This window comes from Microbacterium sp. EB106-03-03-XG65 (assembly GCF_058791955.1).
Map to the genome: position 1 here is coordinate 455,529 of NZ_JBYTEB010000002.1, position 23,323 is coordinate 478,851.

The following is a 23,323-nucleotide window of genomic DNA, read 5'->3' on the forward strand; positions in this document are numbered from 1 at the left end:
AGGGGTCAGGAGACCGGGATCAGCGTGTACTTGGTGGACAGGTACTCGTGGATGCCCTCGAGACCGCCCTCGCGGCCGACGCCCGACTGCTTGACGCCGCCGAAGGGAGCAGCCGCGTTCGACACCACGCCCACGTTGAGACCCATCATGCCGGTCTCGAGCCGGTCGATCATGCGCTGCCCGCGCTGCAGGTTCTCCGTGAACACGTACGAGACCAGCCCGTACTCGGTGTCGTTCGCGAGACGGACTGCCTCGTCTTCGGTGTCGAACGTCGCGATCGCCAGCACCGGGCCGAAGATCTCCTCGCGAAGGATCGCCGAGCCCGCCACGACATCCGTGAGCACGGTCGGCTCGTAGAACGTGCCGGTGCCCTCGACAGCCTTGCCACCCGCGAGCAGGGTTGCGCCGCGCTCGACGGCGTCATCGACGAGCTCGCCGGCCTTGGCGACGGCATCCTCGTCGATGAGCGGACCGATGGCCACGCCCTCCTCCGTGCCGCGGCCGATCTTCATCGCGTTCACGCGCTCAGTGACCCGCTTCGCGAACTCGCCGGCGACATCCTTGTGCACGATGAAACGGTTGGCGGCGGTGCACGCCTGGCCGATGTTGCGGAACTTCGCAGCCAGTGCGCCGTCGACCGCCTTGTCGAGGTCGGCATCGTCGAACACCACGAACGGCGCGTTGCCGCCGAGCTCCATCGACACGCGCAGCACACCCTCGGCGGCCTGCGCGATGAGCTTGCGACCCACCTCGGTCGAACCCGTGAACGACAGCTTGCGCAGGCGCGGGTCGGCGATGATCGGGGCCGACAGCGCCGACGACTTCGACGTCTGCACCACGTTGACCACGCCCTTCGGCAAGCCGGCCTTCTCGAGCAGCGACGTGAAGAAGATGGTCGTGAGGGGCGTGAGTGCCGGGGGCTTGATCACGACGGTGCAACCGGCGGCCAGCGCGGGGGCGATCTTGCGCGTCGCCATCGCGAAGGGGAAGTTCCACGGCGTCACGAAGAACGACGGACCGACGGGCCGCTGCGAGACGACCATGTGGCCGGTGCCCTCGGGGTTGATGCCGTAGCGGCCGCTGATGCGCACGGCCTCCTCGCTGAACCAGCGCAGGAACTCGCCTCCGTAGCCGACCTCTCCGCGCGCCTCGGCGAGCGGCTTGCCCATCTCGAGCGTCATCAGCAGCGCGAGGTCCTCCTTGTGCTCCTGCACGAGGTCGAATGCCCGGCGCAGGATGTCGCTGCGCGTGCGAGGTGCGGTCGCGGCCCACGCGTCCTGGGCGGCGACGGCGGCATCCAGCGCGCGGATGCCGTCGCCCGGGGTCGCATCCGCGATCGTGCGGATGACCGCACCCGTCGCAGGGTCCTTCACGTCGAACGTGCCCCCGGTCTCGCCGTCGATCCACTCTCCGCCGATGAAGAGGCCGGTGGGGATGCTGTCGAGCAGCGCCTGCTCGGTCTGAGTGCTCATGGAATCTCTTTCTGTGGGAGGAGGGATGCGGATGCCGGGGACGCGGTCAGCGCCGACGGACGCTCGCGGGAGCATCCATGCTGAGCGTCTCACCGCGGAAGAACGCCGGCCGCTTGATGGACTGCCAGATCATGATGACGATGCCGATCACGATGATGCCGACGCCGAGCACGAACACGAGCCCGACGCCGCCGATGCTCGATCCGCTGCCGTACGCGGGGTCCATCGAGTCGATGAGGGTCGTGACGAACAGCACCGCGAGGATCGCACCGCCGACGAGCGGGAACAGGAACGTGAAGAAGAAGCTCCTGGCCGAGTCGAACCACTGCTTGCGGAAGTACCAGACGCACGCGAACGCGGTGAGTCCGTAGTAGAAGCAGATCATCATGCCGAGCGACAGGATGGTGTCGGTGAGGACGTTCTCGCTGACGAGACGCATCACCGCGTAGAAGACGGATGCGACCACGGCCGAGACGATCGTCGAATAGCCGGGGGTGAAGAAGCGCGGGCTGACGCGGGCGAACTTCTTGGGCAGGGCGCCGTAGTGCCCCATCGCGAGCAGCGTGCGGGCAGGGCCCACCGCGGTCGACTGCAGCGAGGCCGCCGAGCTCGACAGCACGGCGAGCGAGACGAGGAACGCGAGCGGTCCGAGAATGGGATCCGACAGCGCGAAGAACACGTTGGCCGAGATGTCTTCATTCGCGAGCCCGTAGTCTCCCGTGCCGACACCGGCGAACATGATGAGTCCGATCGCGAGCAGCAGGTAGAGGGCGACGACGACCACGACCGTGACCATCGCGGCACGACCGGGGGTCTTCGACGGGTCCTTCGTCTCTTCGTTCATGGTCAGGACGACGTCCCAGCCCCAGAAGATGAAGATCGACAGCGAGAGGCCTGCGGCGAAGGCGCTGAAGGACGGCACTTCGAACGGGTTGAACCACGACCACGAGAAGGGTGTCGGCTCGGGAGCGTCTCCCGAGACCGCCTTGACGATCGCGACGGTCGCGAAGACCACGAGCACGAGCACCTGGAAGCCGACCAGGATGTACTGGAACTTCTGCGTGGTCTGCATGTCGCGGTAGGACACGAGCGTCGCCCCGAGCATGAAGAGCAGGCAGACGACCACGTTGATGATCGGGTTGAACGCGAGGTCGGCGATCTCGGGATTGCCGCTGAGCTGGGCGATCAGCAGGAAGAGGAACTCGACCGCGATGCCGGCGAGGTTCGACAGCACGATGACGGTCGCGGCGATCAGGCCCCAGCCCGTCATCCAGCCGATCCACGGGCCGAATGCCCGCACTCCCCACGTGAACGAGGTGCCGGAGTCGGGCATCATCCGGTTGAGCTCCCGGTAGCCGAAGGCGGTCAGGAGCATCGGGATGAAGCCGACGAGCATGATCGCGGGCACCTGGGTGCCGACGACGGCGACGGTCGGACCGAGCGAGGCGGTGAGTGTGTATGCCGGGGCGATCGTGGAGACGCCGATCACGACGGCTCCGAGCACTCCGACGGCTCCCGCGCTCAGACCCTTCTGCGAGATGCCGGTCGTCACGCCGGATGCGGGCTCCGTTGCCCGGTTGGTGCTGCTCATCAGCGGACTCCTGCTTCGGCGCGCGTGCGCGGGACGACGATCATGGGGACGGGCAGTTCGTGCAGCATCTTCGCTGCGGTCGAGCCCAGGAACAGGCGGCGGGGCTGCGCCAGGCGGCTGGATCCGACGAGCACGACCTCGCCGGCGAGCCAGGACAGGTTCGCGACGGCGTCTTCGACGGTGTCTCCGGGGGCCTCTTCGACCTCGGCCTTCAGGTCTTCGGGCAGCAGGCTCTTGGCCACTTCGAGCACATCGTTCGCGTGCGCGTCGCCGACCACGCGGATCGCTCCGGTGTCGAGTCCCGGCGGCACGTCGAACGGCACGAGCGAGACCAGACGCAGACCCACGCGCGACTCGGTCGCGATCGCGGCGGCCTCATCGAGGAGGTTGTCGGCGCCGGCGCGGTTGCCGACCGCGGCCGTCACGCGAGGAAGCACGTGGTCGTCCTGCTCCGCGGTGCCCGCCGGAGCGAGTGCGACGGGGATCGTCGACGAGTGCAGCAGTTCGGAGGCGACGCTGCCGAGGCGATGACGGCCGAAGATGCTGCCGCCGGCGGTGCCGATGACGATCAGTCTGGCGTCGAACTCCTCACCTGCGGCGATCAGGCCTTCCGCGAAGGACTCGCCGAACCGCACGTGGCCCGTGCGGGTGAGCTCCTGCGGCAGTCGGACGACGGCGTCTTCGAGCCACTCCTTCGCCTGACGGCGGATGTGGTCCTCATACGCGCGCTCGGGGGGAACGGCCGCACTGCGGGTGCCCTCCGAGGGCAGCACGATCACGAGGTGCAGCACCGCCCCGAGGCTGCGCGCGAGACGGGCGCCGAGGGCCGCGGCATCCGCTCCCGCATCCGTCGCGGTGTAGCCGACGACGACAGCGCCGGTCATCAGCCGACCTCGACCGTGTCGCCGGCGGTGCGAGTGGCTTCGACGATGTTCGAGGCGACGAGGTGACCCATGCGGATCGCCCCGTCGACGTGCTGGTAACCGGCGCCCGCCATATCACTGCACGCGAAGTGGATCGGGCCGACGGCCGAGCGGAGGTCGGCGCCGTAGCGGTGCAGTCCGCCCATGTCGAAGCTCGCCGCGTACGCTCCGCGAGTCCACTCCTCGGTGCCCCAGTCGCTCTCGTAATACACGACCGGGTTCTTCGCCTCGGGCCCGTAGTAGTGCGAGAGGGACTCGAGGATGCGCTCCTTGCGCTCTTCGGCCGACAGCGTGAACAGGTCGTCGGCGTTCTGGTCGCTCACGAAGCCGACGAGGGTGCCGCGTTCGTCACCGTGGTTCGTGTTGTCATAGGCCTCGTGCGACAGCTCGTACGGGCTGAAGGCGGTGCCGCTGAGTCCCTGTTCGCGCCAGAACGGGCGGTCGTACACGGCGTGCACCTTGATGACGAAGCCCATCGAGATGTGCTGGTGCATCTGGTGCTGGCGTCGGGGCAGCGGCGGCGTGAAGGCGATGCGGCTGTAGAGCACGGGAGCGTGCGCGAGGATCGCGAAACGGGCGCGCACGGTGGTGTCGTCGGTCGTCGCGGTCACGCCGTCGGCGCTCCACTCGAGAGAACGCACCGGCTGATCCAGGAAGACGTCGTCGCCCAGACGCTCGGCGAGCAGCAGCGGCACCTTCTGCAGACCGCCGACGACGCGCTTGTCGAGGATGAAGTCGGCGTCGACGAGGTTCGAGTACGAACCGGCGGATGCGGCCATGAGCAGCGACTGGAGCAGCGAGAACGAGTGCGTGGGCTTGGTGAGCATCGCGGAACCGGTCGCGAACGCGAGGTTGCGCACGGCCTCGTCATCGTCGGTCTGCGCGCGGAGCCACGCGTCCCACGTGACCGAGTCCCACTCCTTCGCCGAGGGGTGCTCCCACGGACGATCCGGGTCGATCTCGGCGACCATGGCGTCGAGACGCTCGGTGATCTCGGCGATGACCGCCTCGGTCTCCGCCGACACCGGGAACATCTCGCCCGTGAAGCGGTGCGTCTGACCGTCGGGCCCGACGTAGACGCTGTCACCCTCGCGGTAGCGGCTGTAGGTCTCGAGTCCCAGCTCTTCGATCGTGTCCTTCAGCGCATCCTGATCGGGCGAGACCCACTGGCCGCCGATCTCGAGCATGGCGCCGTCGATGACGTCGGTCCACAGTCGTCCGCCGACGCGATCACGTGCTTCGAGTACGGCGACCGACAGGCCGGCCTTGCGCAGGTCGTTCGCTGCCGTGAGCCCTGCGGCTCCGGCTCCGACGATCAGCACGTCGCGAGTGATCTCAGCCATCTGCTTCTCCTTCATTGGAAACGGGTGTGCCGGCCGCGACTCGAAATCCCCCGATCCTCGTCGCGGCCGGACGTGTGGTGGCAGTCGCGGACGCACCGCGGCTGCAGGTCTGTCAGCCCGCGGTGGCGGCCAGCGCGGCCGCGACGACGTCGAGACCCTCGTTCAGCAGGTCATCGCCGATCGCGAGCGGCGGGAGGAAGCGGATCACGTTGCCGTAGGTGCCGCAGGTGAGGACGATCACGCCCTGGGCGATGGCCGCCTTGGCGACGGCTGCCGTGAGCGCGGCATCCGGCGCCTTGGTCTCGGGGTCGACGAACTCGGCCGCGATCATCGCGCCGTGGCCGCGGATGTCTCCGATGCGGGCGTCCTTCTCCTGCATGGCTCCGAGGCGTGCCGTGAGGATCTCACCGATCTCGCGAGCGCGCTCGATCACGCCGTCGTTCTCGAAGACGTCGATCGCCGCGAGCGCCGCGGCGCAGGCGATCGGGTTGCCGCCGTAGGTGCCGCCGAGGCCGCCCGCATGCGAGGCGTCCATGATGTCGGAGCGACCGGTGACGGCCGCGAGCGGCAGACCGCCCGCGATGCCCTTGGCGGTGGTGATGAGGTCGGGCTCGATGCCGAAGATCTCGCTCGCGAACATGTGGCCCGTGCGCGCGAAGCCAGTCTGCACCTCGTCGGCGATGAAGACGACGCCGTTCTCCCGGCACCAGTCGGCGATCGCCGGGAGGAAGCCCTCGGCGGGGACGATGAAGCCACCCTCACCCTGGATCGGCTCGATGATGACGGCGGCGAGGTTGTCGGCGCCGATCTGCTTCTCGAGCTGCAGGATCGTGCGCGCTGCGGCCTCGATGCCGTCGAGCCCATCGCGGAAGGGGTACGACATCGGGGCGCGGTACACCTCGGGGGCGAACGGACCGAAGCCGCTCTTGTACGGCATCGACTTGGCGGTCAGCGCCATGGTCAGGTTGGTGCGGCCGTGGTAGCCGTGGTCGAAGGCGACGACGGCCTGGCGTCCGGTGTGCTTGCGGGCGATCTTGATCGCGTTCTCCACGGCCTCCGCTCCCGAGTTGAACAGCGCGGTCTTCTTGGCGAAGTCGCCGGGAGTGATGCGGTTGAGCGCCTCGGCGACCTCGATGTACGACTCGTAGGGCGAGATCATGAAACAGGTGTGGGTGAACTGCGCGGCCTGCGCGGCGACGGCGGCGGCGACCTTCGGGTGCGCGTTGCCGACCGTGGTGACGGCGATTCCCGAGCCGAGGTCGATCAGCGAGTTGCCGTCAGCATCGACGACGACGCCCCCACCCGCGGCGACGGTCGCGACCGGCACGGTGTGTCCGACGCCTGCGGGAACAGCGGCGGCCTTTCGGGCGAGGATCTCGGCCGACCGGGGTCCGGGGAGCTCGGTGACGAGGCGTCGCTCCTGAGGGAGCTCGGGTCCGCCGAGGGGAACTGCAACAGCTGCGGTGTCGAGGAGTGCCATGTCCGTGAGCGTACGACCGCATCCATCGCCTGCGCATTCGCCCGACTGTACAATCTCGAAGTAGCAGGTGCCAGTCGGTACAACGAGGGTGACGACGGCAGACGGGAGCGCCGCACATGGATGACACCGAGCAGCCCACGCTGCGCGCGCTCTTCCGACGCCGCGATCTCGGGCTCGGCCTGATCTCGTCCGAAGACGCACTGCCCGAGGGCGCGCTCGACCGCCCGCTGCGCTGGGTGCACAGCTCGGACCTCGCCGACCCGACACCGTTCCTCGCCGAAGACCTCGCACTGCTGACCACCGGAACGCAGTTCGACGCCGGCACCGACGTCGACGTGTACGTGGGGCGCCTCGCGGATCGCGGAGTCCTCGGCCTCGGCTTCGGCACCGACGTGCACCGCGCTGCGATCCCCGACGAGCTGATCGTCGAGTGCGCGCGACGCGGCATCCCGCTGTTCGAGGTGCCCTATCGCACGCCCTTCATCGCCGTCGCCCGCGCACACTCCGAGGCCATCGCCGCACAGGCCTACGCCCGCAGGTCCTGGGCGCTCGACACCCAGCGCGCCCTCGCACTGGCAGCCCTGCGCCCCCGGGGTCTCGATGCGACCGTCGCCGAACTCGGGCGCCGGCTCGGCGTCTGGGCGGGCATGTACGACGCATCCGGCGCACTGCAGCTGTCCCACCCCCGGTCGGCCGTGCACGCGGACCGGCTCACCGAGCTGGGCGAGCGCGTCACCGAGATCCTCACCCGCGGCCTCGAGGCCGGGCAGTCGCTGACGATCGGCGATCAGACCTTCACGCTCTTCACGGTCGGCCGCGGCGGTCACCTGCGCGGCGTGATCGCGTTGGCCGTCGACGCTCTGGATGCCGAGGCCCGCACCGTCGTGACATCGGTGATCGCGATGGCCGGACTCGCACTCGAGCAGAGCGACCAGCTCGCTCGCAGCAAGCGCCGGCTGCACTCGCAGCTGCTGAGTTCGCTGCAGGACGACGATCCGTCACTGGCGCGCAAGGTGCTCGGCGGCATGCCGTCGGCGCCCGTCGTCGTGGCGATCGCCGCAGATGCCCCGGCCGGCCCGTTCGTGGACTGGTGGGACAGGCGCCGGGCCGAGCACGGCACCGCCAGCTTCCTCGCCGAATCCCCGGAGGGCGTCGTGCTGTGCCTGTCGACCACGGACGACGCGCTGCTCGACGAGGTCGCCGCACGTTTCGGCATCCGCATCGGTGCTTCAGGCTCCGAGTCGTACGACGCGTTCTCGCGAGCGCACGCCCAGGCTCTCGCGGCGCTGCGGCAGCAGTCCGGACCCGGGGTCTTCCACTTCGCCGATGCGGCGGGCTCCAGCATCTTCAGTGCACTCGCGACGGACGAGGCGCGGCTGGTCGCCGAGTCGCGACTCGCTCCCCTGCGCGACCATGACGCGAGATCGGGTGGTGACCTCGAACGCTCGCTGCGCACCTGGCTCGAGCACGACGCGAAGGCCGACCCCGCCGCGGCGGCCCTCGGTGTGCACCGCCACACGCTGCGGTCGCGCATCACGCAGGCCGGGACGATCCTCGGCGCCGACCTGTCGACCTTCCCCGCCCGGGCCGAACTGTGGACTCTGCTGCAGACCGCGCAGGACTAGTCGATCTCACGCGGACGTGGGTCTCGCCGCGAAAGGTGGGTCTCGCCGCGAAACCCACCTTCGGGGACGAGACTCACCGCAGGGACACGGGTCTCGCCGCGGAAGGCGGGTTTCAGGACTCGCTCTCTCCGAGGTTGTCCGAGACGACCTCGAGCGCGTGAGCGCGCGCCGTCACGGCATCCGCACCCCGCTCCGTGGTCACCGCCGCGGCGAACACCTCCGCGAACACGAGGTACGCCACGCGCGAGGTGTGTTCGAGCTCATCCCGGAAGCTCACTCCCGTCGGCGCGATCACGAGCGACAGCGTCGCCGCTTCGGTCAGCGCCGATGAGGCGAACGACGTGAGCGCGATGACCGTCGCACCGCCCCGGGCCGCCGCGGTCGCGACCCGCAGGCTCGCCTCGTTGGCACCCGATCCGCTCACGATCAGGCAGACGTCGTCGGGTGTGAGATGCCGTGCGGCGATCTGCTGGGCGATCGCATCCGCGATGAACTCGGCCGAACGTCCCGAGGCCGTGAGCCGCATTGCCAGGTCGCTGGCGATGGGCGACGAGAGCCCGTTCGCGAGCACCAACAGACGGCGTGCGGATGCCGCGAGACGCACGGCCTCGCTCACCGCGTCAGCCTCGAGCAGGCTCGCCAGCGCCGGAAGGGATGCCGCGAGGCGGTCGATCTCGCCCCGCATGCGCCCGAGCACGCCGGGACCGTGATCGACTGTCGAATCGGCGCCGCCTCCGAGCTCTGCGGCGAGCGCGACGCGCAGCTGCGGATAGCCGCGGTACCCGAAGCTCTGGCATGCGCGCACGACGGTCGCACGGCCGACGCCGGCGCGTTCGGCGAGCTCTTGCGCCGTCCATTCCACGACGTCGTCGGCCGACTCGACGATCAGCTCGGCGACGCGTCGCTCTGCCGGCTGCAGAGTGTTCAGAACCGAGGCGATACGTGCGGTGGGCGGCGCACTAGGAGAGAACACGGGCTCGGGCTCCCTCCATGATGCGGCGGCGGATGGCTCCGGAGGCCCCGTCGACCAGCATCGTCACGACGACGACCACGATGAGCAGCACACCCACCGTCGACCACTCACGGTACTGGGTGTAGGAGGTCAGCATGTCACCGATTCCTCCGACGCCGATCAGGCCGAGCACCGCCGACGACCTCACGTTGATCTCGAAGCGGTAGAGCCAGAAGGACCAGAATGCGGGCTCCGCCTGAGGCCAGACCCCCCAGCGCAGCACCTGTATCGTGCCGCCGCCTGCTGCGCGAGCAGCCTCGATGGGCCCACGCGGCACGGCCTCGACCGCCTCGTAACCCCACTTGCCGAGCGTGCCGATCCCGTTGATCGCCAGCGCGAGCGCGCCCGTGAACGGGGTGAGACCCGTGACCGAGAGGATCACGATCGCGATGATGATCTCAGGCACCGCCCGGATCAGCGAGAAGAGTCCGCGCAGCAGCGCCCGCAGCCAGGCGGGCCCGAAGCCGCGGGCGGCGATGAGGCTCAACGGTGTCGCGAGCAGGATGCCGAGCACCGTACCGACCCAGGCCATCTCGATGCTCCGCCAGGTCTGCCACAGGGCCTCGGGCAGCTTCTGCCAGTTCGGGTCGCCGAACATCAGCACCGTGTACCGCACGATCTCGGCGGGGAGGTCGACGAGACGACCCCAGTCGATGTCGATCGACCAGAAGGCCAGCACGACGATGGCCGTGACGATGATCCAGGAGGCCGTGAGCCACGGCCTCCGCGGCCTGTCGGGAATGGCGGCGATCGCGGCGAGGGGCGAGAGCAGAGCGGTCATACGAGCCTCCGGCGGATCGCGTCGGAGACGAGGTCGATCACGATGACGACGATCAGGATCTCCAGGATGATGAGCGAGAGCTGGTCGTACCGATAGAACGTGCGCACCGCGTCGATGAGCAGTCCCATGCCGCCCGCACCGACGAGTCCCAGCACGGTGGAGGCGCGCACGTTCAGCTCGAACACGTAGAGCGTCTGGTTCGCGAACGCGGGCCAGGCGTCGGGCAGCGCCAGCGTGCGATTGATCTGCGCCTGGCTCGCCCCGACAGCGCGGCCCGCTTCGAGAGGCCCTCGATCATTCGTGTCGATCGCCTCTGAGACCAGCTTCACGATGATGCCGACGTTGAACAGCAACAGCGCCAGGATGCCGGGCAGCGCGCCCACGCCGACCATCGCCACGAGAATCGCGGCATAGAGCAGGTCGGGCACGCTGCGGATGACGTTGAGCACACCGCGCACGGCGATGCGTGCCGGGGCGTTCGGGTTGGTCGCGTGTGCCGCCCAGAAGCTGAGCGGCAGCGAGATCGCCGCACCGATCGCCGTGGCGATCACCGCCATCTGCAGCGTCTCGACCAGCGGCGGCAGCGTGCGCGGGAAGAAGCTCCAGTCGGGCATCAGCAGCTTGATGATCTTGTCAGCACCGTTCTGCCAGTTGCGCGCGATCGCAGCGAGGTCGACTCCGATCCCGATGCCGGGCAGACACATGACCACCGTGACAGCGATGACGACTGCGGCGAGGACCGGTCCCTTCCACGCGCCACGCGGGCGGGCGGGCACATCGAGACCGGTTCGCATGGTGAGCGCGGGAGGAGTGACGTCGGTCATGCGTCCAACCGGTCTTCCGGGGTGAGCGAACGCCCGTAGATGGCCTCGAAATCGGCATCCGTCGCGCCGGTCGCGGGGCCGTCGTAGACGACCTCGCCCGCACGCATGCCGATCATCCGCGCACCGTACTCCCGTGCGAGGTCGAGCAGGTGCAGGTTCACGAGCACAGTGATGCCGAGGTCGCGGTTGATGCGCCGCAGGTCGTTCATCACGCCGTGCGCGGTGGGCGGATCGAGGCTCGCGACCGGTTCGTCGGCCAGCACGATGCGTGGCTCCTGTGCGAGTGCCCGCGCGATCGCGACGCGCTGCTGCTGCCCGCCCGAGAGGTCAGCGGCCCGGGAGTGCAGCTTCTGCAGGATGCCGACTCGATCGAGCGCGTGGTACGCGAGCTGCCTGTCTGCCTCGGGGTATGCGCCGAGCAGCGTGCGCCACAGCGGGGTGTGGGCGAGGCGGCCGACCAGAACGTTCTGCAGCACGCTCGCACGGCCCGCCAGGTTGAACCCCTGGAACACCATGCCGATGTCTCCTCGGAGCCGCCGCAGAGTGCGCGCAGAGGCCGCGCTGACCCGGTGCTCACCGACGTCGAGCGTGCCGCTCGTGACAGGCACCAGCCCGTTGATGGTGCGGATGAGCGTGGACTTGCCCGACCCCGAGAGGCCCACGACGACGACCATCTCGCCCGCAGCGATGTCGAGAGACACACGATTCAGGCCGACGGTGCCGTTGGGGTAGCGCACCGTGACCTCATCGAGACGGATCGACCACGGCGTGGACGCCGCAGCCTGGGCTGCGGCGTCCACGGTCGAGATGAGATCCGACAACTTACTGCAGCCCCAGAGCCTGGGCGGCACGGGCCACGACGTCGAGCGAGTCCGGGTCGGCCGGCGCGAGCTTGGTGATCGAGTAGATGCTGGTGAGGATCTCCGACCCCTCTTCGGTGTTCGAGAAGTCCTCGAGCGCCTTCGTGATGCGGTCCTGCAGCTCGGGCGAGAGGTCGGACGACACGGCGACGCCGTCATTCGGGATCTCCTCCGTCATCGCGAAGACGACGACCTTCTGCCCCACGTCGGGGGTGTCCTTCTGCACGATCGTGCGCGCGTCCCAGAAGCTGAAGCCGACTTCGGCGTCACCGTTGTAGACGGCCAGCACCGAGGCGTCGTTCGCCGTCACGGGGATCTGCTGGATGTCGGTGTCGGTGTCGAGGCCCTCCTCCTGCAGGGCCAGGATCGGGTAGATGTACCCGGCGGGCGAACCGGGGCCGAGCACGGCGACCTTCGCGCCCTCGACCTTGCCGATGCTGTCGAGTCCCGCGGGACCGGTCATCGCGTCGGCGCCGTTGCAGAACAGCATTCCGTCACGCTCGACCGGCTCGTCGTCGCAGTACTTGTCGGGGTTGTTCGTCATGAACTGGGCGGGGTAGGTGATGTTGCCGTTGCGCTCGGTCTGCAGCACCACAGAGGCGTCGTACATGTCATTCGCCTGCCACAGCTGCAGCGAGGGCAGGAACCCGATCTGTGCCTGGCCTGCGCCCATCGCCTCGACGGCGGCCTGATAGTCCTTCGAGACGACCCCGGTGACCTCGATGCCGAGCTCCTCGGTGAGGTAGTCGGTGAGCGGTGCGGCTGTCTCGACGAGTCCGTCCTGGTCCTGCGAGGGCACGAGCGCGAGCACGAGCGAATCGGGATCGGCGGCGGGTGCGGCCGAGCCCTCGGGCGCGGCCGTGGTGCTCGAGCATCCGGCGAGCGCGACGGTCAGCAGTGCGCCGGCCGCGATGAGGCTCGCGGCGGTGCGGCGGAACGGAGAGATACGCATGGTCATCCTTCGATGGGGGTGGGAGAGGTGAGGGTGGGGAGATGTGCGGGTTCATGGCGCAGCCACTCCTCGAGCTGAGGGATCAGCGTCGCGAAGTCGGCAGCGCGGTAGGTGGGAGTCGCTTCGCCGTCGGGGAAGCCGCCGATCAGCGCAGTCGCGTGGCCGCGCGCGTGGGCGGGAGCGAGATCGTTGTGCCAGATGTCTCCGACGCTCAGCACCCGAGCATCGGCGGGCAGCGCAGCGAGAAAGGCGACCAGACCGCCGGGCTTGCGGGCACTCGTGACGATGCGATCGAACAGCCCCGTCAGACCGAGCGCCTCGAGCGCTTCGCCGATGCGGATCGCCGGCGCGTTGGTGACGAGCACGCGCTCAGCGGCAGGAGCCGCCGCGGCGAGGAAGTCGGCGAGCCCGTCGGGAGCCGTGATCGGCGCTGCCGCAGTTGCGAGCTCGGCGCGGCTCGCAAGATATGCGGCGCTGAGGAGCCCGGAGTCCGCGCCCTGGGCGATGGCTGCTCGGCGCACCGCGTCATAGCCGTCGAGGGACGCGCCGTCTGCTGCCGCGAGCGTCGCGCGGATGCCGTCGACGAACCCGGGCTGGTCGCCGAGCGACGCGGCCACGTGCGCTGCGTACGCGAGCACGGGGCCGTCGCCCAGCGCGATCGTGCCGTCGAAGTCGAAGAGGAGGAGGGAGTTCACGGAGCTCTTTCCGCATCCGCCTTCGGTTCTTGCGGACGCTTCGTCCAGCATGCCTAGCAATTGTGGACATAAAGTCCCGATCGCGTGAACACCGTGTGAACAATCCGTCCACTTGGATCTTGTAGCGTGAACGCCGTGTCCGAACTCCACGCCCTCCTCTCCGCCGCGAGGCGAGCTCAGGAGGACTCGTCAGAAGCCGCGATCGCTGCGATCGGGAGTCTCCCCTGGCTCACGGAGTCGATCGACGACGACCGCGAGCGGGCGCGCTTCGACGCCTGGGGCCTGTCGACGGTGATCGACGAGAACGTCGGCGCCTCGGTCATCTCGCGGTCTCTGTTCGCCGAGCTGCACCGACGTGCCGGCATCGACGCGGAGTGGCCCATCGGCAACGCCGGACTCCTGCACTGCTACGGCTACCTGCTGTCGCTCGTCGAGACACCGTACGGATTCAAACGCGAGCGGTGGATCGGTGGCGAGCTCGCCGTCGCCTGCGGCCTCGCCCCCCACGCCTTCCTGCCATGGCAGGAGGGACGCAGCCTGCTCGAGAGGGCGAGTGGGGCTGCCTCCGGCATCCTCGCGCGTGCCACTCTCGCCACGACGGTGAGCGTCGACGGCCGGAGCACCCGTCTCGGACTCAGCCGGGGGCTCGGCGCCGCTGCCCTGGCGTACGCGGTCGCCCCCACGGCAGAGACACCTCCCCTGCTCATCACCCTCTTTCCCGTGACCGACGCAGATTCCGTGCGCGCGGAATTCGCATCCGTCGCCCGCCTTCGCTGGAACGCCGTCTGACCTCATTCGTATATTGCATTTTCTTGACTATCGTCATAGTTTCGCAATACCGGTCTGATCGACCGCCCCATTTGACGCACTGTCGCGTCACCGCGAAGGAGACGACGTTGTCTGCCACTTCATCGACCACATCCCCCGACGCCATCTGGCCCGTGCCCCCGGCGGTCACCCGCATAGTCCTGTTCAGCTGCTGGCTCGCGATCCTCGCCGACGGATACGACATCGGAGTGATCGGCGCGGTACTGCCCGCCCTCGCCGAGGACTCCGCCTGGGCACTGAGCCCCGTGGAACTCGGCGGGCTCGCATCGTGGGCGCTCGTCGGCATGCTGATCGGTGCCCTCTTCATCGGAACGCTGAGCGACCGGGTCGGCCGCAAGAAGATGCTGCTGGTGTCGATGTCGATCTTCACGATCATGCAGCTCGGTGCCGCGCTCGCACCCACGCCCGAACTCTTCGGCCTCTTCCGCTTCCTCGGCGGACTCGGCATGGGCGGCGTGATCCCGGTGGCCGCAGCGCTCACGATCGAGTTCTCGGCGCCGAGACGACGCGCACTCAACTACGGCATCATGTACTCCGGCTACTCGCTCGGCATCGTCGTCTCAGCCCTGGTCGCGATGCTGCTGCTGCCTCATCTGGGATGGCGCTGGGTCATCGCCGTCGGCGCCTTCCCGATCCTCCTCCTGCCGATCATCGCGAAGGTGCTGCCGGAGTCGCTCGAGTCGCTCGAGAACCGCGGCCTGCACGACCGCGCCGCAGCGCAGGCGAAGCGACTCGGCATCGACCCGTATGTTCTGGCCCCGCGCCCCGAGGTGAAGCCCGGAGAGCGGATGCCGTGGCACAGCATCCTGCAGCAGCTGTTCTCGCGCCGCTACCTGCGCTCGACCGTGTTCCTGTGGATCTCGCTGTTCTCGGGACTGCTGCTCGTCTACGGCCTGAACTCCTGGCTGCCCTCGATCATGCGCGCGGCCGGGTACGACCTCGGGCCGGCACTCACGTTCCTGATGGTCTTCAGCCTCGCCTCGGCCGTCGGCGGACTCGTGCTGGGGCATCTCGCCGACCGCTTCGGTTCGAAGCCGGTGCTGATCGTCTTCTACACGCTGGGCGGGGTCGCGTGCCTGCTGATGATGTTCCCGAACTCGATGCTGCTCAACCTCGTGTTCGTCGCGATCTCGGGCGTCGGGTCGATCTCGACCTCACTCGTGCTGACGGCGTACATCACCGACTACTACCCGGCCTCCGTGCGCGCCACCGCCGCCGGGTGGGCGCTGAGCTTCGCGCGCATCGGAGCGATCATGGGGCCGATGGTCGGAGGATGGCTGGCCTCGATGGCGATCGGCGTCGAGTGGAACTTCGTCGCGTTCGCGATCGTGGCGCTGCTGGCCGCGGTCGCGGTGTCGCTCGTGCCGAAGAAGCCCGCGGCGCTGACCTGAGGTCTCTCAGCGCGGCGCGTGCGCGTCGAGGAACTCGTAGACGTCGGTCGTGTCCACGCCGGGGAACGAACCGGTCGGAAGGGTCGCCAGCAGGGTGCGTGGCGTCTTCACGTTGGGCCAGGAGTTCTCACGCCAGCGCTCCTCGAGGTCTGCCGGCGCCCTGCGGCAGCAGACCTCGACGGAGTGCTTCGACACTCCGCGATGCGCGGTGTCACGACCCACGAACCACTTGGTGTCGTCGAAGCGCACGCCGACGCTGACCGAGTGCATCCCCTCGCTCGACGCCTCGACGCGCGCCGTGCACCAGTAGGTGCCGTTGCCCGTGTCGGTGTACTGGTAGTACGGGTTGAACCGGTCGTCCTCGTCGAACACGACCCGGCTGGTCCACCGGCGGCAGCACATCTGCCCCTCGATCGCACCGAGGCGGTCGGTCGGGAAGTTCACGTCGTCGTTCTCGTATGCCTTGGTGATCGTGCCCGACTCGTGCACCTTGAGGAAGTGCACGGGGATGTCGAGGTGACGCGTGGCGAGGTTCGTGAAGCGATGAGCAGCCGTCTCATATGAGACGGAGTAGGCGTCGCGCAGATCTTCGATCGAGATCGCCCGACGCGACTTCGCGTCTTTCAACGCCGGCACGACGTGGGCTTCGGGAACCAGCAGCGCACCGGTGAGGTAGTTCGTCTCGACGCGCTGGCGCAGGAACTCGGCATAGCTGCGGGGCTCGGAGTGGCCCAGGATGCGACTCGACAGCGCCTGCAGCACGGCGGTCCGCGCATCGCCCTTGGCCGGAACACTGCTCGACAGGTAGAGCCGCCCGTTCGCGAGGTCGGCGACGCTGCGGGTGGTCTGCGGAAGATCCGGGGCGTAGTGCAGGGTGAATCCGAGGTAGGCGGCGATCTCGGAGGCGGTGCGCTGAGTGAGAGGTCCACCGGGGTGCCCGACCGCCGCGAGGATCTCGGCCGCCTTGGTCTCGAGGTCGGCGAAGTGGTTGTCCTGCCTGCGCATCAGGTGGCGCAGCTCGACGTTCGCTCGCCGCGCCTCCTCGGGCGTGGCAGCGCGCTCGTCTTTGAGGCGGTCGATCTCGCCGTGCAGCGCGAGCAGGGCCTTGAGCGCGTCGGTGGGCATGCTCTTCGCGATCCGGAAGGGCTCGATGCCGAGAGCCTGGAACGTCTGGCCCTTCATCGCCCGTTCGAGCGCGATCTCGATCGCACTGCGCTCGTCAAGCGGCTCACCTTCGAGCAGGGCGTCGATGGTCACGCCGAGCGCGCGCGCGATCGCCTGCAGCTGCGTGAGCTTCGGCTCGCGCTTCCCCGTCTCGATCATCGACATCTGACTGGGCGCCCGATCGACGGCCGCGGCGAGGTCGTCCAGGGTCATCCCCCGGGCCGTGCGCAGCTGACGGATGCGGCGTCCGATTGTGAGGGCGTCGGCGTCTTCTTCGATCGCTGAGGTGCTCATGCGGCCGATTCTGTCACAGAAACAGAATTTCCGGCGATCTTCACTCCGGGTTCGGTGGGTGAGCGGCGAGAAATTCACTCAGAGTGGACACACGCCACCCGGCTTCACGGTCCGGGCATCCAACGGAGGAGACACCATGACGAACACCGCTCAGAACCAGACGCCCCGCCCCGCAGGGCTGCGCGCCGGCGACCAGGTTCAGACGGCCGCCGCGCTCCGGGAGATCTGGGAGACCGATCCCCGTTGGGACGGCGTCGAGCGCACCTACTCGGCCGAGGACGTCATCCGCATTCGCGGGTCGGTCCGTGAGGATTCCACCCTCGCCCACCGCGGGGCCGAGAACCTGTGGAACCTGCTGCACACCGAGGACTACGTCCGTGCGCTCGGCGCCTACACCGGCGGCCAGGCCGTGCAGCAGGTGCGCGCCGGCCTCAAGGCGATCTACCTCTCGGGCTGGCAGGTCGCGGCCGACGGCAACCTCGCCGGTCAGACCTACCCCGACCAGTCGCTCTACCCCGCGAACTCGGTGCCGGCGGTCGTGCGGCGCATCAACAACGCGCTCATCCGCCAGGACCAGCTCGAGCACGCCGAGGGCGAGGTCACCCAGGACTGGCTCGCGCCGATCGTCGCGGACGCCGAGGCCGGCTTCGGCGGACCTCTCAACGCCTACGAGCTCGCCCAGTCGCTGATCCAGGCCGGTGCCGCCGCTATCCACTGGGAAGACCAGCTCGCCAGCGAGAAGAAGTGCGGCCACCTCGGCGGCAAGGTGCTCGTGCCCACCCAGCAGCACATCCGCACCCTGAACGCAGCTCGCCTCGCGGCCGATGTGGCGGGCGTTCCGACCGTCATCATCGCGCGGACGGATGCTCTCGCCGCCGACCTGCTCACGAGCGACGTCGACGAGCGCGACCAGCAGTTCACCACCGGCGAGCGCACGACCGAGGGCTTCTACCGCATCCGCCCCGGCATCGAGTCGGTCATCAGCCGGGGCCTGGCCTTCGCGCCGTACGCAGATCTGCTGTGGGTCGAGACGGGTGAGCCCGACATCGAGCTGGCTCGCGAGTTCGCCGCGGCGATCCACGCGCAGTTCCCCGGCAAGCTGCTCGCCTACAACTGCTCACCGAGCTTCAACTGGAAGCGCCACCTGTCGGACGCCGAGATCGCGACGTTCCAGCAGGAGCTGGCTGACCTGGGCTACAAGTTCCAGTTCATCACGCTCGCCGGCTTCCACGCCCTGAACCACTCGATGTTCGACCTCGCCCGCGGTTACGCCGAGCGCGCCATGAGCGCGTACGTCGAGCTGCAGGAGGCCGAGTTCGCCGCCGAGGCGAACGGCTACACCGCCACCAAGCACCAGCGCGAGGCGGGCACCGGCTACTTCGACGTCATCTCCACCGCGCTCAACCCCGACAGCGCGACCCTCGCCCTCGCCGGCTCCACCGAAGCCGCGCAGTTCCACTAAGCCGCACCGCATTTCGTCTCGGTGCTCCGCTCCTCGCTCAACGACCGAGACCACCCGGTCGTTGAGCGAGGACGGCGAAGCCGCCCGAGACCACCCGGTCGTTGAGCGAGGACGGCGAAGCCGCCCGAGACGAAACGCACGCACCCACGCAAAGGACTCAGATCATGACCACTCCCACCGCACCCCCGACCACCAGCCCGACCACGGCTCCGATCCAGACCACGCAGCAGGGTCCGGCGATCACCGTCACCGGCCCCCTGCGCGAGCGCTACGACGAGATCCTCACACCCGAGGCGCTCGCGTTCCTCACCGAGCTGCACCACCGGTTCGCCTCACGCCGACACGATCGTCTCGCCGATCGCATGCGCCGCCGGTTCGAGATCGGCAACGGCCACGACCCCCGGTTCCGCGATGACACCGCGCACATCCGCGCGGATGCCGACTGGCGGGTCGCCGGCGCGGGCCCCGGCCTGGAAGACCGCCGGGTCGAGATCACCGGACCGACCGATCCGAAGATGACGATCAACGCCCTGAACTCGGGCGCCCGCGTCTGGCTCGCCGATCAGGAGGACGCCACGAGCCCGACCTGGAAGAACGTGATCGAGGGCCAGCTGTCGCTGCGGGACGCGATTCGGGGCGAGCTCTCGTTCCGGTCGGCGGAGGGAAAGGAGTACCGCGTCACGGCCGAGCGCACCCCCACCATCGTGATGAGGCCTCGCGGCTGGCACCTGCCCGAGAAGCACCTGCAGTTCATCGACCGGGCGGGGCGTCGTACGGCGGCATCCGGCTCGCTCGTCGACCTCGGTCTGTACTTCCTGCACAACGCGCAGGAGCTGATCGCAAACGGACGTGGCCCGTACTTCTACATCGCGAAGCTCGAATCGAGCGAAGAGGCGAAGCTGTGGGACGACGTGTTCTCGTTCAGCGAGGAGTACATCGGCATCCCGCATGGCACGATCCGGGCGACCGTCCTGATCGAGACGCTGCCCGCGGCGTTCGAGATGGACGAGATCCTCTACGAGCTGCGCGATCACTGCGCGGGCCTCAACGCCGGACGCTGGGACTACATCTTCTCGATCATCAAGAACTACCGCGGCAGGGGCGCACGGTTCGTGCTCCCCGACCGCAGCGAGGTCACGATGACCGTCCCGTTCATGCGGGCCTACACCGAGCTGCTCGTCGCGACCTGCCACAAGCGGGGCGCATACGCGATCGGTGGCATGAGCGCCTTCATCCCCAACCGCCGCGACCCCGAGGTCACCGCACGGGCCTTCGAGAAGGTCTCGGCCGACAAGAAGCGTGAGGCCGGCGACGGCTTCGACGGCACATGGGTGGCCCACCCCGATCTGATCCCCACCGCGCAGGCGGAGTTCGACGCCGTGCTCGGTGAGCGACCGAACCAGGTCGATCGTCAGCGGCCCGAGGTCGCGGTGACCGCGGCGCAGCTGCTCGACGTGCACATCGGCCGTCCGATCACCGCGCGGGGCGTGCGCGACAACGTCTCGGTGGCGATCCGGTACCTCGAGGCGTGGCTGCGGGGCCTGGGCGCGGTGGCGATCGACAACCTCATGGAGGATGCCGCCACCGCCGAGATCAGCCGCTCGCAGGTGTGGCAGTGGATCCACCAGGATCGCAGCACCGAAGACGGCACGCCGATCACCCCCGAGTACGTCGAGGGCCTGATCTCCGAGGTTCTCGACGAGACGGAGCGCCACGGCGGCGACCGCTTCGACGACGCCGCAGCCGTGTTCCGCGAGGTCGCCCTGCAGGAGGAGTTCCCGGCGTTCCTGACGCTCGGCGCCTACAGCAGGTTCCTCGTCGACGAAGCCTGACCGGGGCGACGCAGAGCCCCTCGGATGCCGTGATCCGGCGCCGAGGGGCTCTTCCGTGCGAGCGGGCGTAGCCTGGGAGCATGAGCGACGTCTGGACCGACATCTCCTCGGAGTTCCTCCACCTCTACCCGCGAGGACGCCGGCTGCTCGCGGTCGCGGGAGCCGACCCCGAGCGATCTCGACGTGCCGCCGACGACCTGGCGACGGCACTGGCTGCCGCCGGCCAGCAGGTCGAGCGGGCGCACAGCGCCGAGGGCATCGCACAGCAGGTGCGCGAAGACATCGTCGCACCGTTCCGTGCGCGCGAGGACTCGGGTGCTGTGCTGATCGTCTCCGGCCCGGCCGCGCTGCTGAGCGAATCGACCAGAGGGATCTGGAACCACATCCTGTGGCAGCTCGCGGGCGACGAGCAACCGCACTCGATCGCCTCCGCCATCGTGGACGTCACGGATCCGGACAACCCGACCCGTCGCTTCGCGGACTACTGCGCACTGCCCGCATCCTTCGGCGCCTGACGACCCTGCACCGCTCTCGGCCGAGCTCACCCGATCTCGGCCGATCGCGGGACCCCGCCGGCGTCCTCTCGGTGAAGCGGCGATTCGCGGGTGTCCCGATCGTCCCCCCGATCGAGACACCCGCACGTCCGCTGCGCTCTCCTGCGCGTGCGATCCGCTGTGCCCGACGCTCATCGCGCCTGCCCCCGAACTTCCGGACGGGCGTCACCGCCACGTCCGGAAGCCGTGGCGAGAGAGTCCGAAAGGAGCCGCGGCTCCTCTCTTCTCCCCCGTCATGGCCCGCCTGGGGGCACGGGCAGGTTCAGGTTATGCACCGGCCGATGCGTGCGGAACAGCGCGAGCGCGTCCTGTCACCGGGTGCGCGCACGCGGGCACTCCGCGGCATGTTTGGCACGGCTTCCGCGCTCGCACGTCACTCTGCACGGCATCCGCGGGGCGGTGCACCCGACGACGCCGGCACTCGAGTCACGGCGTGGGATTCGCCTGTTCGTTCGACAGCAGCATCGCCTCCGCGAGGCGGGGCTGAGTCGCCGCCAGGCGGAAGGCGCTCGGACTCACACCGACGTGGCGAGCGAACTGCGCACGCAGAGCGCCGGCATCCAGGAATCCCGACCGCGAGGCCACGGTCGCGAGGTCCTGCGGAGGTGCGGCCAGGAGCTCCTCCCGCGCGGTGTCGAGTCGACGACGCAGCAGCCGCTCCGCCAGCGTCTCGTCGGTGCCCGAGAACAGCCGGAACAGCTGCCGTCGGCTCACGTGCAGTTCGGTGGCGAGCGTGTCGATCCCGAACTCCGCCTCACGATGACGCGCGTCGATGACCCGGGTCGCCTCGGCCCGCAGCTCGCTGGCCCTGTCTGTCTCCCCGTCCCCGGGGAACTGCCGGAAAAGCGCTCTCACGAGTGCCACGAGCGCGGACTCGGTGCCGGCGAGCGCGCCGACGCCCTGATCGGGGTCGAGCATCCATTCGTAGAGCATGCGCGAGAAAGCCGCACCGGCCGCCCTGGTCAGTGGAGTGTCGGGGAAGACCTCCGATCCTCTGGCCAGCACTTGCCGGTGCCCGCCGACGGCCGAGATCGGCACGACGACACCCGTCGTCTCGCTCACTCCGAAGTGCTCGACGGCCGAGGTGCCCAGACTCGACATGAATCCCATCCGCCCCACGCCCATCGACTGCAGGCCGGTCGCGGTGCGCAGCCGCTGCCCGCCCTGGTTCGACATGCCGATGATCACGATGTCCTCGCCGCCCGGCGCATCTCGGTCGTAGCTCACCGTGTGTGCGGTCTCGAGAGTGCTGTAGAGCATGGTCGCGCCGATCGACCGACGCAACAGCGCCGCTTCGAAGGCCGCCGGGTCTTCGGCGCCCATCGTGCCGAAGTTGGACAGCTGCATCATCCCCATGCGGCCGTCGAGCCTGATGATGTTCGCCTTGAGCCAGTCGGGCACCACCGTCGACGCGCCCTCGCGATCACCGGCCGCTCCACCGGCCAGCCGTCGAGCCCACGCGCTCAGTTGCCCGTCGTCCAGCGTGCGCACCATGTCGTCCCCCAGAAACTCTGCGCGCCACTCCCAGACGTCGCGACCGATCCCCGACCTCACGATAGGCATCGTGGATGCCCGCGTGCAATATGCTGCACAGCACCGCGGAACGAGCAGCGATCGTCAGCGGAAGGATGCCGCCACAGAGTTGCGGTGATAGTCGAACACGATGCTCGTGCGGGTCGAGGCGACGCTGCTCTGGGCCGAGAGGTGCTCGAGCACGAATTCGCGCATCTCCGAGGAATCGGCCACGGCGATGTGCAGCAGGAAGTCGTCATCGCCGCCGAGGAAGAAGACCTGGATCACCTGCGGAAGAGCCCGCACGCGATCGGCGAACTCGACGATGCTCTCGCGGCGAGCGCTGGGGCGCAGACTCACACCGATGATCGCCTGCAGACCGGCGCCCAGCATCCGTTCGTCGACGCTCGCGTGAAAGCCCGTGATCACTCCGCGTTCGACGAGGGCTCGCAGCCGCGTGTGGGCGGTCGAGGGCGCGACTCCGAGGTGGCCGGCAAGCTCGGCGTTGGTCATTCGTCCGTCGGCGCTGAGCAGCTGCACGATCCTCGCGTCGACCGCATCGAGGGCCGGCGCCCGAAGGGTGTTCGACGGCGGACCGTCAGGGGAGGTCTCCATGCGAACGATTATGCAGCATCTCCCTCGGTGCCGAATCTTCTTCAGTGATCATGGCGATCAATCGACGTTTCTGCGATTCTGAATCCCACCGCGACACTGGATCGTGCTGCGGC

20 protein-coding genes are annotated in these 23,323 nt (G+C 68.8%); 6 read left to right on the forward strand and 14 right to left on the reverse strand.

Annotated elements, in window-relative coordinates; genetic code table 11:
* Positions 1–5: 5 nt before the first annotated feature.
* The 5 genes from AC3WS6_RS15555 to gabT form a co-directional block, all read right to left on the reverse strand.
* Positions 6–1,472, reverse strand: a complete 1,467-nt coding sequence (locus AC3WS6_RS15555; protein WP_492501923.1) for an NAD-dependent succinate-semialdehyde dehydrogenase — start codon at positions 1,470–1,472, stop codon at positions 6–8.
* A 46-nt stretch (positions 1,473–1,518) separates the two neighbouring features.
* A complete protein-coding gene (locus AC3WS6_RS15560) occupies positions 1,519–3,063 on the reverse strand; it encodes an APC family permease (RefSeq protein ID WP_492501924.1) in 1,545 nt (514 codons plus the stop codon).
* Positions 3,063–3,947: a universal stress protein gene (locus tag AC3WS6_RS15565; protein ID WP_492501925.1), complete on the reverse strand. Its 885-nt coding sequence runs from the start codon at positions 3,945–3,947 to the stop codon at positions 3,063–3,065. Before AC3WS6_RS15565 ends, AC3WS6_RS15560 begins: the two co-directional genes overlap by 1 nt.
* Complete coding sequence (locus tag AC3WS6_RS15570) at positions 3,947–5,329, reverse strand: flavin monoamine oxidase family protein (RefSeq protein WP_492501926.1); 1,383 nt, start codon at positions 5,327–5,329, stop codon at positions 3,947–3,949. The genes AC3WS6_RS15565 and AC3WS6_RS15570 overlap by 1 nt, the downstream gene beginning before the upstream one ends.
* A 112-nt stretch (positions 5,330–5,441) precedes the next feature.
* Positions 5,442–6,809 carry a 4-aminobutyrate--2-oxoglutarate transaminase gene (gene gabT, locus AC3WS6_RS15575; RefSeq protein WP_492501927.1) on the reverse strand — a complete coding sequence of 456 codons (1,368 nt, stop codon included), beginning with the start codon at positions 6,807–6,809 and terminating at the stop codon, positions 5,442–5,444.
* A 116-nt stretch (positions 6,810–6,925) separates the two neighbouring features.
* On the opposite strand from gabT, the gene AC3WS6_RS15580 reads away from it, so the two are divergent.
* On the forward strand, positions 6,926–8,434 hold the full coding sequence (locus AC3WS6_RS15580; RefSeq protein WP_492501928.1) for a PucR family transcriptional regulator: 1,509 nt from the start codon (positions 6,926–6,928) through the stop codon (positions 8,432–8,434).
* A 112-nt stretch (positions 8,435–8,546) separates the two neighbouring features.
* Here the strand turns inward: AC3WS6_RS15580 and AC3WS6_RS15585 are convergent, their stop codons facing one another.
* Genes AC3WS6_RS15585 through AC3WS6_RS15610 form a run of 6 tightly spaced genes read right to left on the reverse strand, consistent with a single transcriptional unit; the run spans position 8,547 to position 13,558 of the window.
* Entirely contained in the window at positions 8,547–9,407 is an 861-nt protein-coding gene (locus tag AC3WS6_RS15585; RefSeq protein WP_492501929.1) for a MurR/RpiR family transcriptional regulator, read from the reverse strand.
* Positions 9,394–10,227, reverse strand: coding sequence for a phosphonate ABC transporter, permease protein PhnE (phnE, locus tag AC3WS6_RS15590; protein ID WP_492501930.1), 834 nt, complete (start codon positions 10,225–10,227; stop codon positions 9,394–9,396). The genes AC3WS6_RS15585 and phnE (AC3WS6_RS15590) overlap by 14 nt, the downstream gene beginning before the upstream one ends.
* Complete coding sequence (gene phnE / locus AC3WS6_RS15595) at positions 10,224–11,051, reverse strand: phosphonate ABC transporter, permease protein PhnE (RefSeq protein ID WP_492501931.1); 828 nt, start codon at positions 11,049–11,051, stop codon at positions 10,224–10,226. The genes phnE (AC3WS6_RS15590) and phnE (AC3WS6_RS15595) overlap by 4 nt, the downstream gene beginning before the upstream one ends.
* Positions 11,048–11,860, reverse strand: coding sequence for a phosphonate ABC transporter ATP-binding protein (gene phnC, locus AC3WS6_RS15600; RefSeq protein ID WP_492502326.1), 813 nt, complete (start codon positions 11,858–11,860; stop codon positions 11,048–11,050). The genes phnE (AC3WS6_RS15595) and phnC overlap by 4 nt, the downstream gene beginning before the upstream one ends.
* Before the next feature lie 13 nt (positions 11,861–11,873).
* Positions 11,874–12,863: a phosphate/phosphite/phosphonate ABC transporter substrate-binding protein gene (gene phnD, locus AC3WS6_RS15605; protein ID WP_492501932.1), complete on the reverse strand. Its 990-nt coding sequence runs from the start codon at positions 12,861–12,863 to the stop codon at positions 11,874–11,876.
* Between the two features lie 2 nt (positions 12,864–12,865).
* Complete coding sequence (locus AC3WS6_RS15610) at positions 12,866–13,558, reverse strand: HAD family hydrolase (RefSeq protein WP_492501933.1); 693 nt, start codon at positions 13,556–13,558, stop codon at positions 12,866–12,868.
* A gap of 135 nt (positions 13,559–13,693) precedes the next feature.
* On the opposite strand from AC3WS6_RS15610, the gene AC3WS6_RS15615 reads away from it, so the two are divergent.
* Together AC3WS6_RS15615 and AC3WS6_RS15620 are read left to right on the forward strand one after the other, a co-directional pair.
* Positions 13,694–14,347 (forward strand): amino acid deaminase, encoded by a 654-nt coding sequence (locus AC3WS6_RS15615; protein WP_492501934.1) that lies wholly within the window; start codon positions 13,694–13,696, stop codon positions 14,345–14,347.
* Between the two features lie 107 nt (positions 14,348–14,454).
* Positions 14,455–15,777 carry an MFS transporter gene (locus AC3WS6_RS15620; protein ID WP_492501935.1) on the forward strand — a complete coding sequence of 441 codons (1,323 nt, stop codon included), beginning with the start codon at positions 14,455–14,457 and terminating at the stop codon, positions 15,775–15,777.
* Positions 15,778–15,783: 6 nt separating this feature from the next.
* Here AC3WS6_RS15620 and AC3WS6_RS15625 read toward each other — a convergent pair whose 3' ends face one another.
* Positions 15,784–17,235: a helix-turn-helix domain-containing protein gene (locus AC3WS6_RS15625; protein ID WP_492501936.1), complete on the reverse strand. Its 1,452-nt coding sequence runs from the start codon at positions 17,233–17,235 to the stop codon at positions 15,784–15,786.
* A gap of 136 nt (positions 17,236–17,371) precedes the next feature.
* On the opposite strand from AC3WS6_RS15625, the gene aceA reads away from it, so the two are divergent.
* From aceA to AC3WS6_RS15640, 3 genes are all read left to right on the forward strand, one after another.
* Complete coding sequence (gene aceA, locus AC3WS6_RS15630; protein WP_492501937.1) at positions 17,372–18,697, forward strand: isocitrate lyase; 1,326 nt, start codon at positions 17,372–17,374, stop codon at positions 18,695–18,697.
* Between the two features lie 164 nt (positions 18,698–18,861).
* Complete coding sequence (gene aceB / locus AC3WS6_RS15635) at positions 18,862–20,529, forward strand: malate synthase A (RefSeq protein WP_492501938.1); 1,668 nt, start codon at positions 18,862–18,864, stop codon at positions 20,527–20,529.
* An 80-nt stretch (positions 20,530–20,609) separates the two neighbouring features.
* Positions 20,610–21,044, forward strand: a complete 435-nt coding sequence (locus AC3WS6_RS15640) for a hypothetical protein (protein WP_492501939.1) — start codon at positions 20,610–20,612, stop codon at positions 21,042–21,044.
* Positions 21,045–21,509: 465 nt separating this feature from the next.
* Here AC3WS6_RS15640 and AC3WS6_RS15645 read toward each other — a convergent pair whose 3' ends face one another.
* Entirely contained in the window at positions 21,510–22,577 is a 1,068-nt protein-coding gene (locus tag AC3WS6_RS15645; protein WP_492501940.1) for an AraC family transcriptional regulator, read from the reverse strand.
* A gap of 123 nt (positions 22,578–22,700) precedes the next feature.
* On the reverse strand, positions 22,701–23,210 hold the full coding sequence (locus AC3WS6_RS15650; RefSeq protein ID WP_492501941.1) for an Lrp/AsnC family transcriptional regulator: 510 nt from the start codon (positions 23,208–23,210) through the stop codon (positions 22,701–22,703).
* Positions 23,211–23,323 lie beyond the last annotated feature (113 nt).

What these genes read in the sequence shown, in the direction of transcription:
- phnE (WP_492501930.1), bottom strand. Translation starts at nt 10,227, where the DNA reads ATGACCGCTCTGCTCTCGCCCCTCGCCGCGATCGCCGCCATTCCCGAC.
- aceA (WP_492501937.1), top strand. Translation starts at nt 17,372, where the DNA reads ATGACGAACACCGCTCAGAACCAGACGCCCCGCCCCGCAGGGCTGCGC.
- phnD (WP_492501932.1), bottom strand. Translation starts at nt 12,863, where the DNA reads ATGCGTATCTCTCCGTTCCGCCGCACCGCCGCGAGCCTCATCGCGGCC.
- AC3WS6_RS15645 (WP_492501940.1), bottom strand. Translation starts at nt 22,577, where the DNA reads ATGGTGCGCACGCTGGACGACGGGCAACTGAGCGCGTGGGCTCGACGG.
- AC3WS6_RS15565 (WP_492501925.1), bottom strand. Translation starts at nt 3,947, where the DNA reads ATGACCGGCGCTGTCGTCGTCGGCTACACCGCGACGGATGCGGGAGCG.
- AC3WS6_RS15560 (WP_492501924.1), bottom strand. Translation starts at nt 3,063, where the DNA reads ATGAGCAGCACCAACCGGGCAACGGAGCCCGCATCCGGCGTGACGACC.
- AC3WS6_RS15570 (WP_492501926.1), bottom strand. Translation starts at nt 5,329, where the DNA reads ATGGCTGAGATCACTCGCGACGTGCTGATCGTCGGAGCCGGAGCCGCA.
- AC3WS6_RS15640 (WP_492501939.1), top strand. Translation starts at nt 20,610, where the DNA reads ATGAGCGACGTCTGGACCGACATCTCCTCGGAGTTCCTCCACCTCTAC.
- AC3WS6_RS15650 (WP_492501941.1), bottom strand. Translation starts at nt 23,210, where the DNA reads ATGGAGACCTCCCCTGACGGTCCGCCGTCGAACACCCTTCGGGCGCCG.
- AC3WS6_RS15555 (WP_492501923.1), bottom strand. Translation starts at nt 1,472, where the DNA reads ATGAGCACTCAGACCGAGCAGGCGCTGCTCGACAGCATCCCCACCGGC.
- gabT (WP_492501927.1), bottom strand. Translation starts at nt 6,809, where the DNA reads ATGGCACTCCTCGACACCGCAGCTGTTGCAGTTCCCCTCGGCGGACCC.
- aceB (WP_492501938.1), top strand. Translation starts at nt 18,862, where the DNA reads ATGACCACTCCCACCGCACCCCCGACCACCAGCCCGACCACGGCTCCG.
- phnE (WP_492501931.1), bottom strand. Translation starts at nt 11,051, where the DNA reads ATGACCGACGTCACTCCTCCCGCGCTCACCATGCGAACCGGTCTCGAT.
- AC3WS6_RS15580 (WP_492501928.1), top strand. Translation starts at nt 6,926, where the DNA reads ATGGATGACACCGAGCAGCCCACGCTGCGCGCGCTCTTCCGACGCCGC.
- AC3WS6_RS15625 (WP_492501936.1), bottom strand. Translation starts at nt 17,235, where the DNA reads ATGAGCACCTCAGCGATCGAAGAAGACGCCGACGCCCTCACAATCGGA.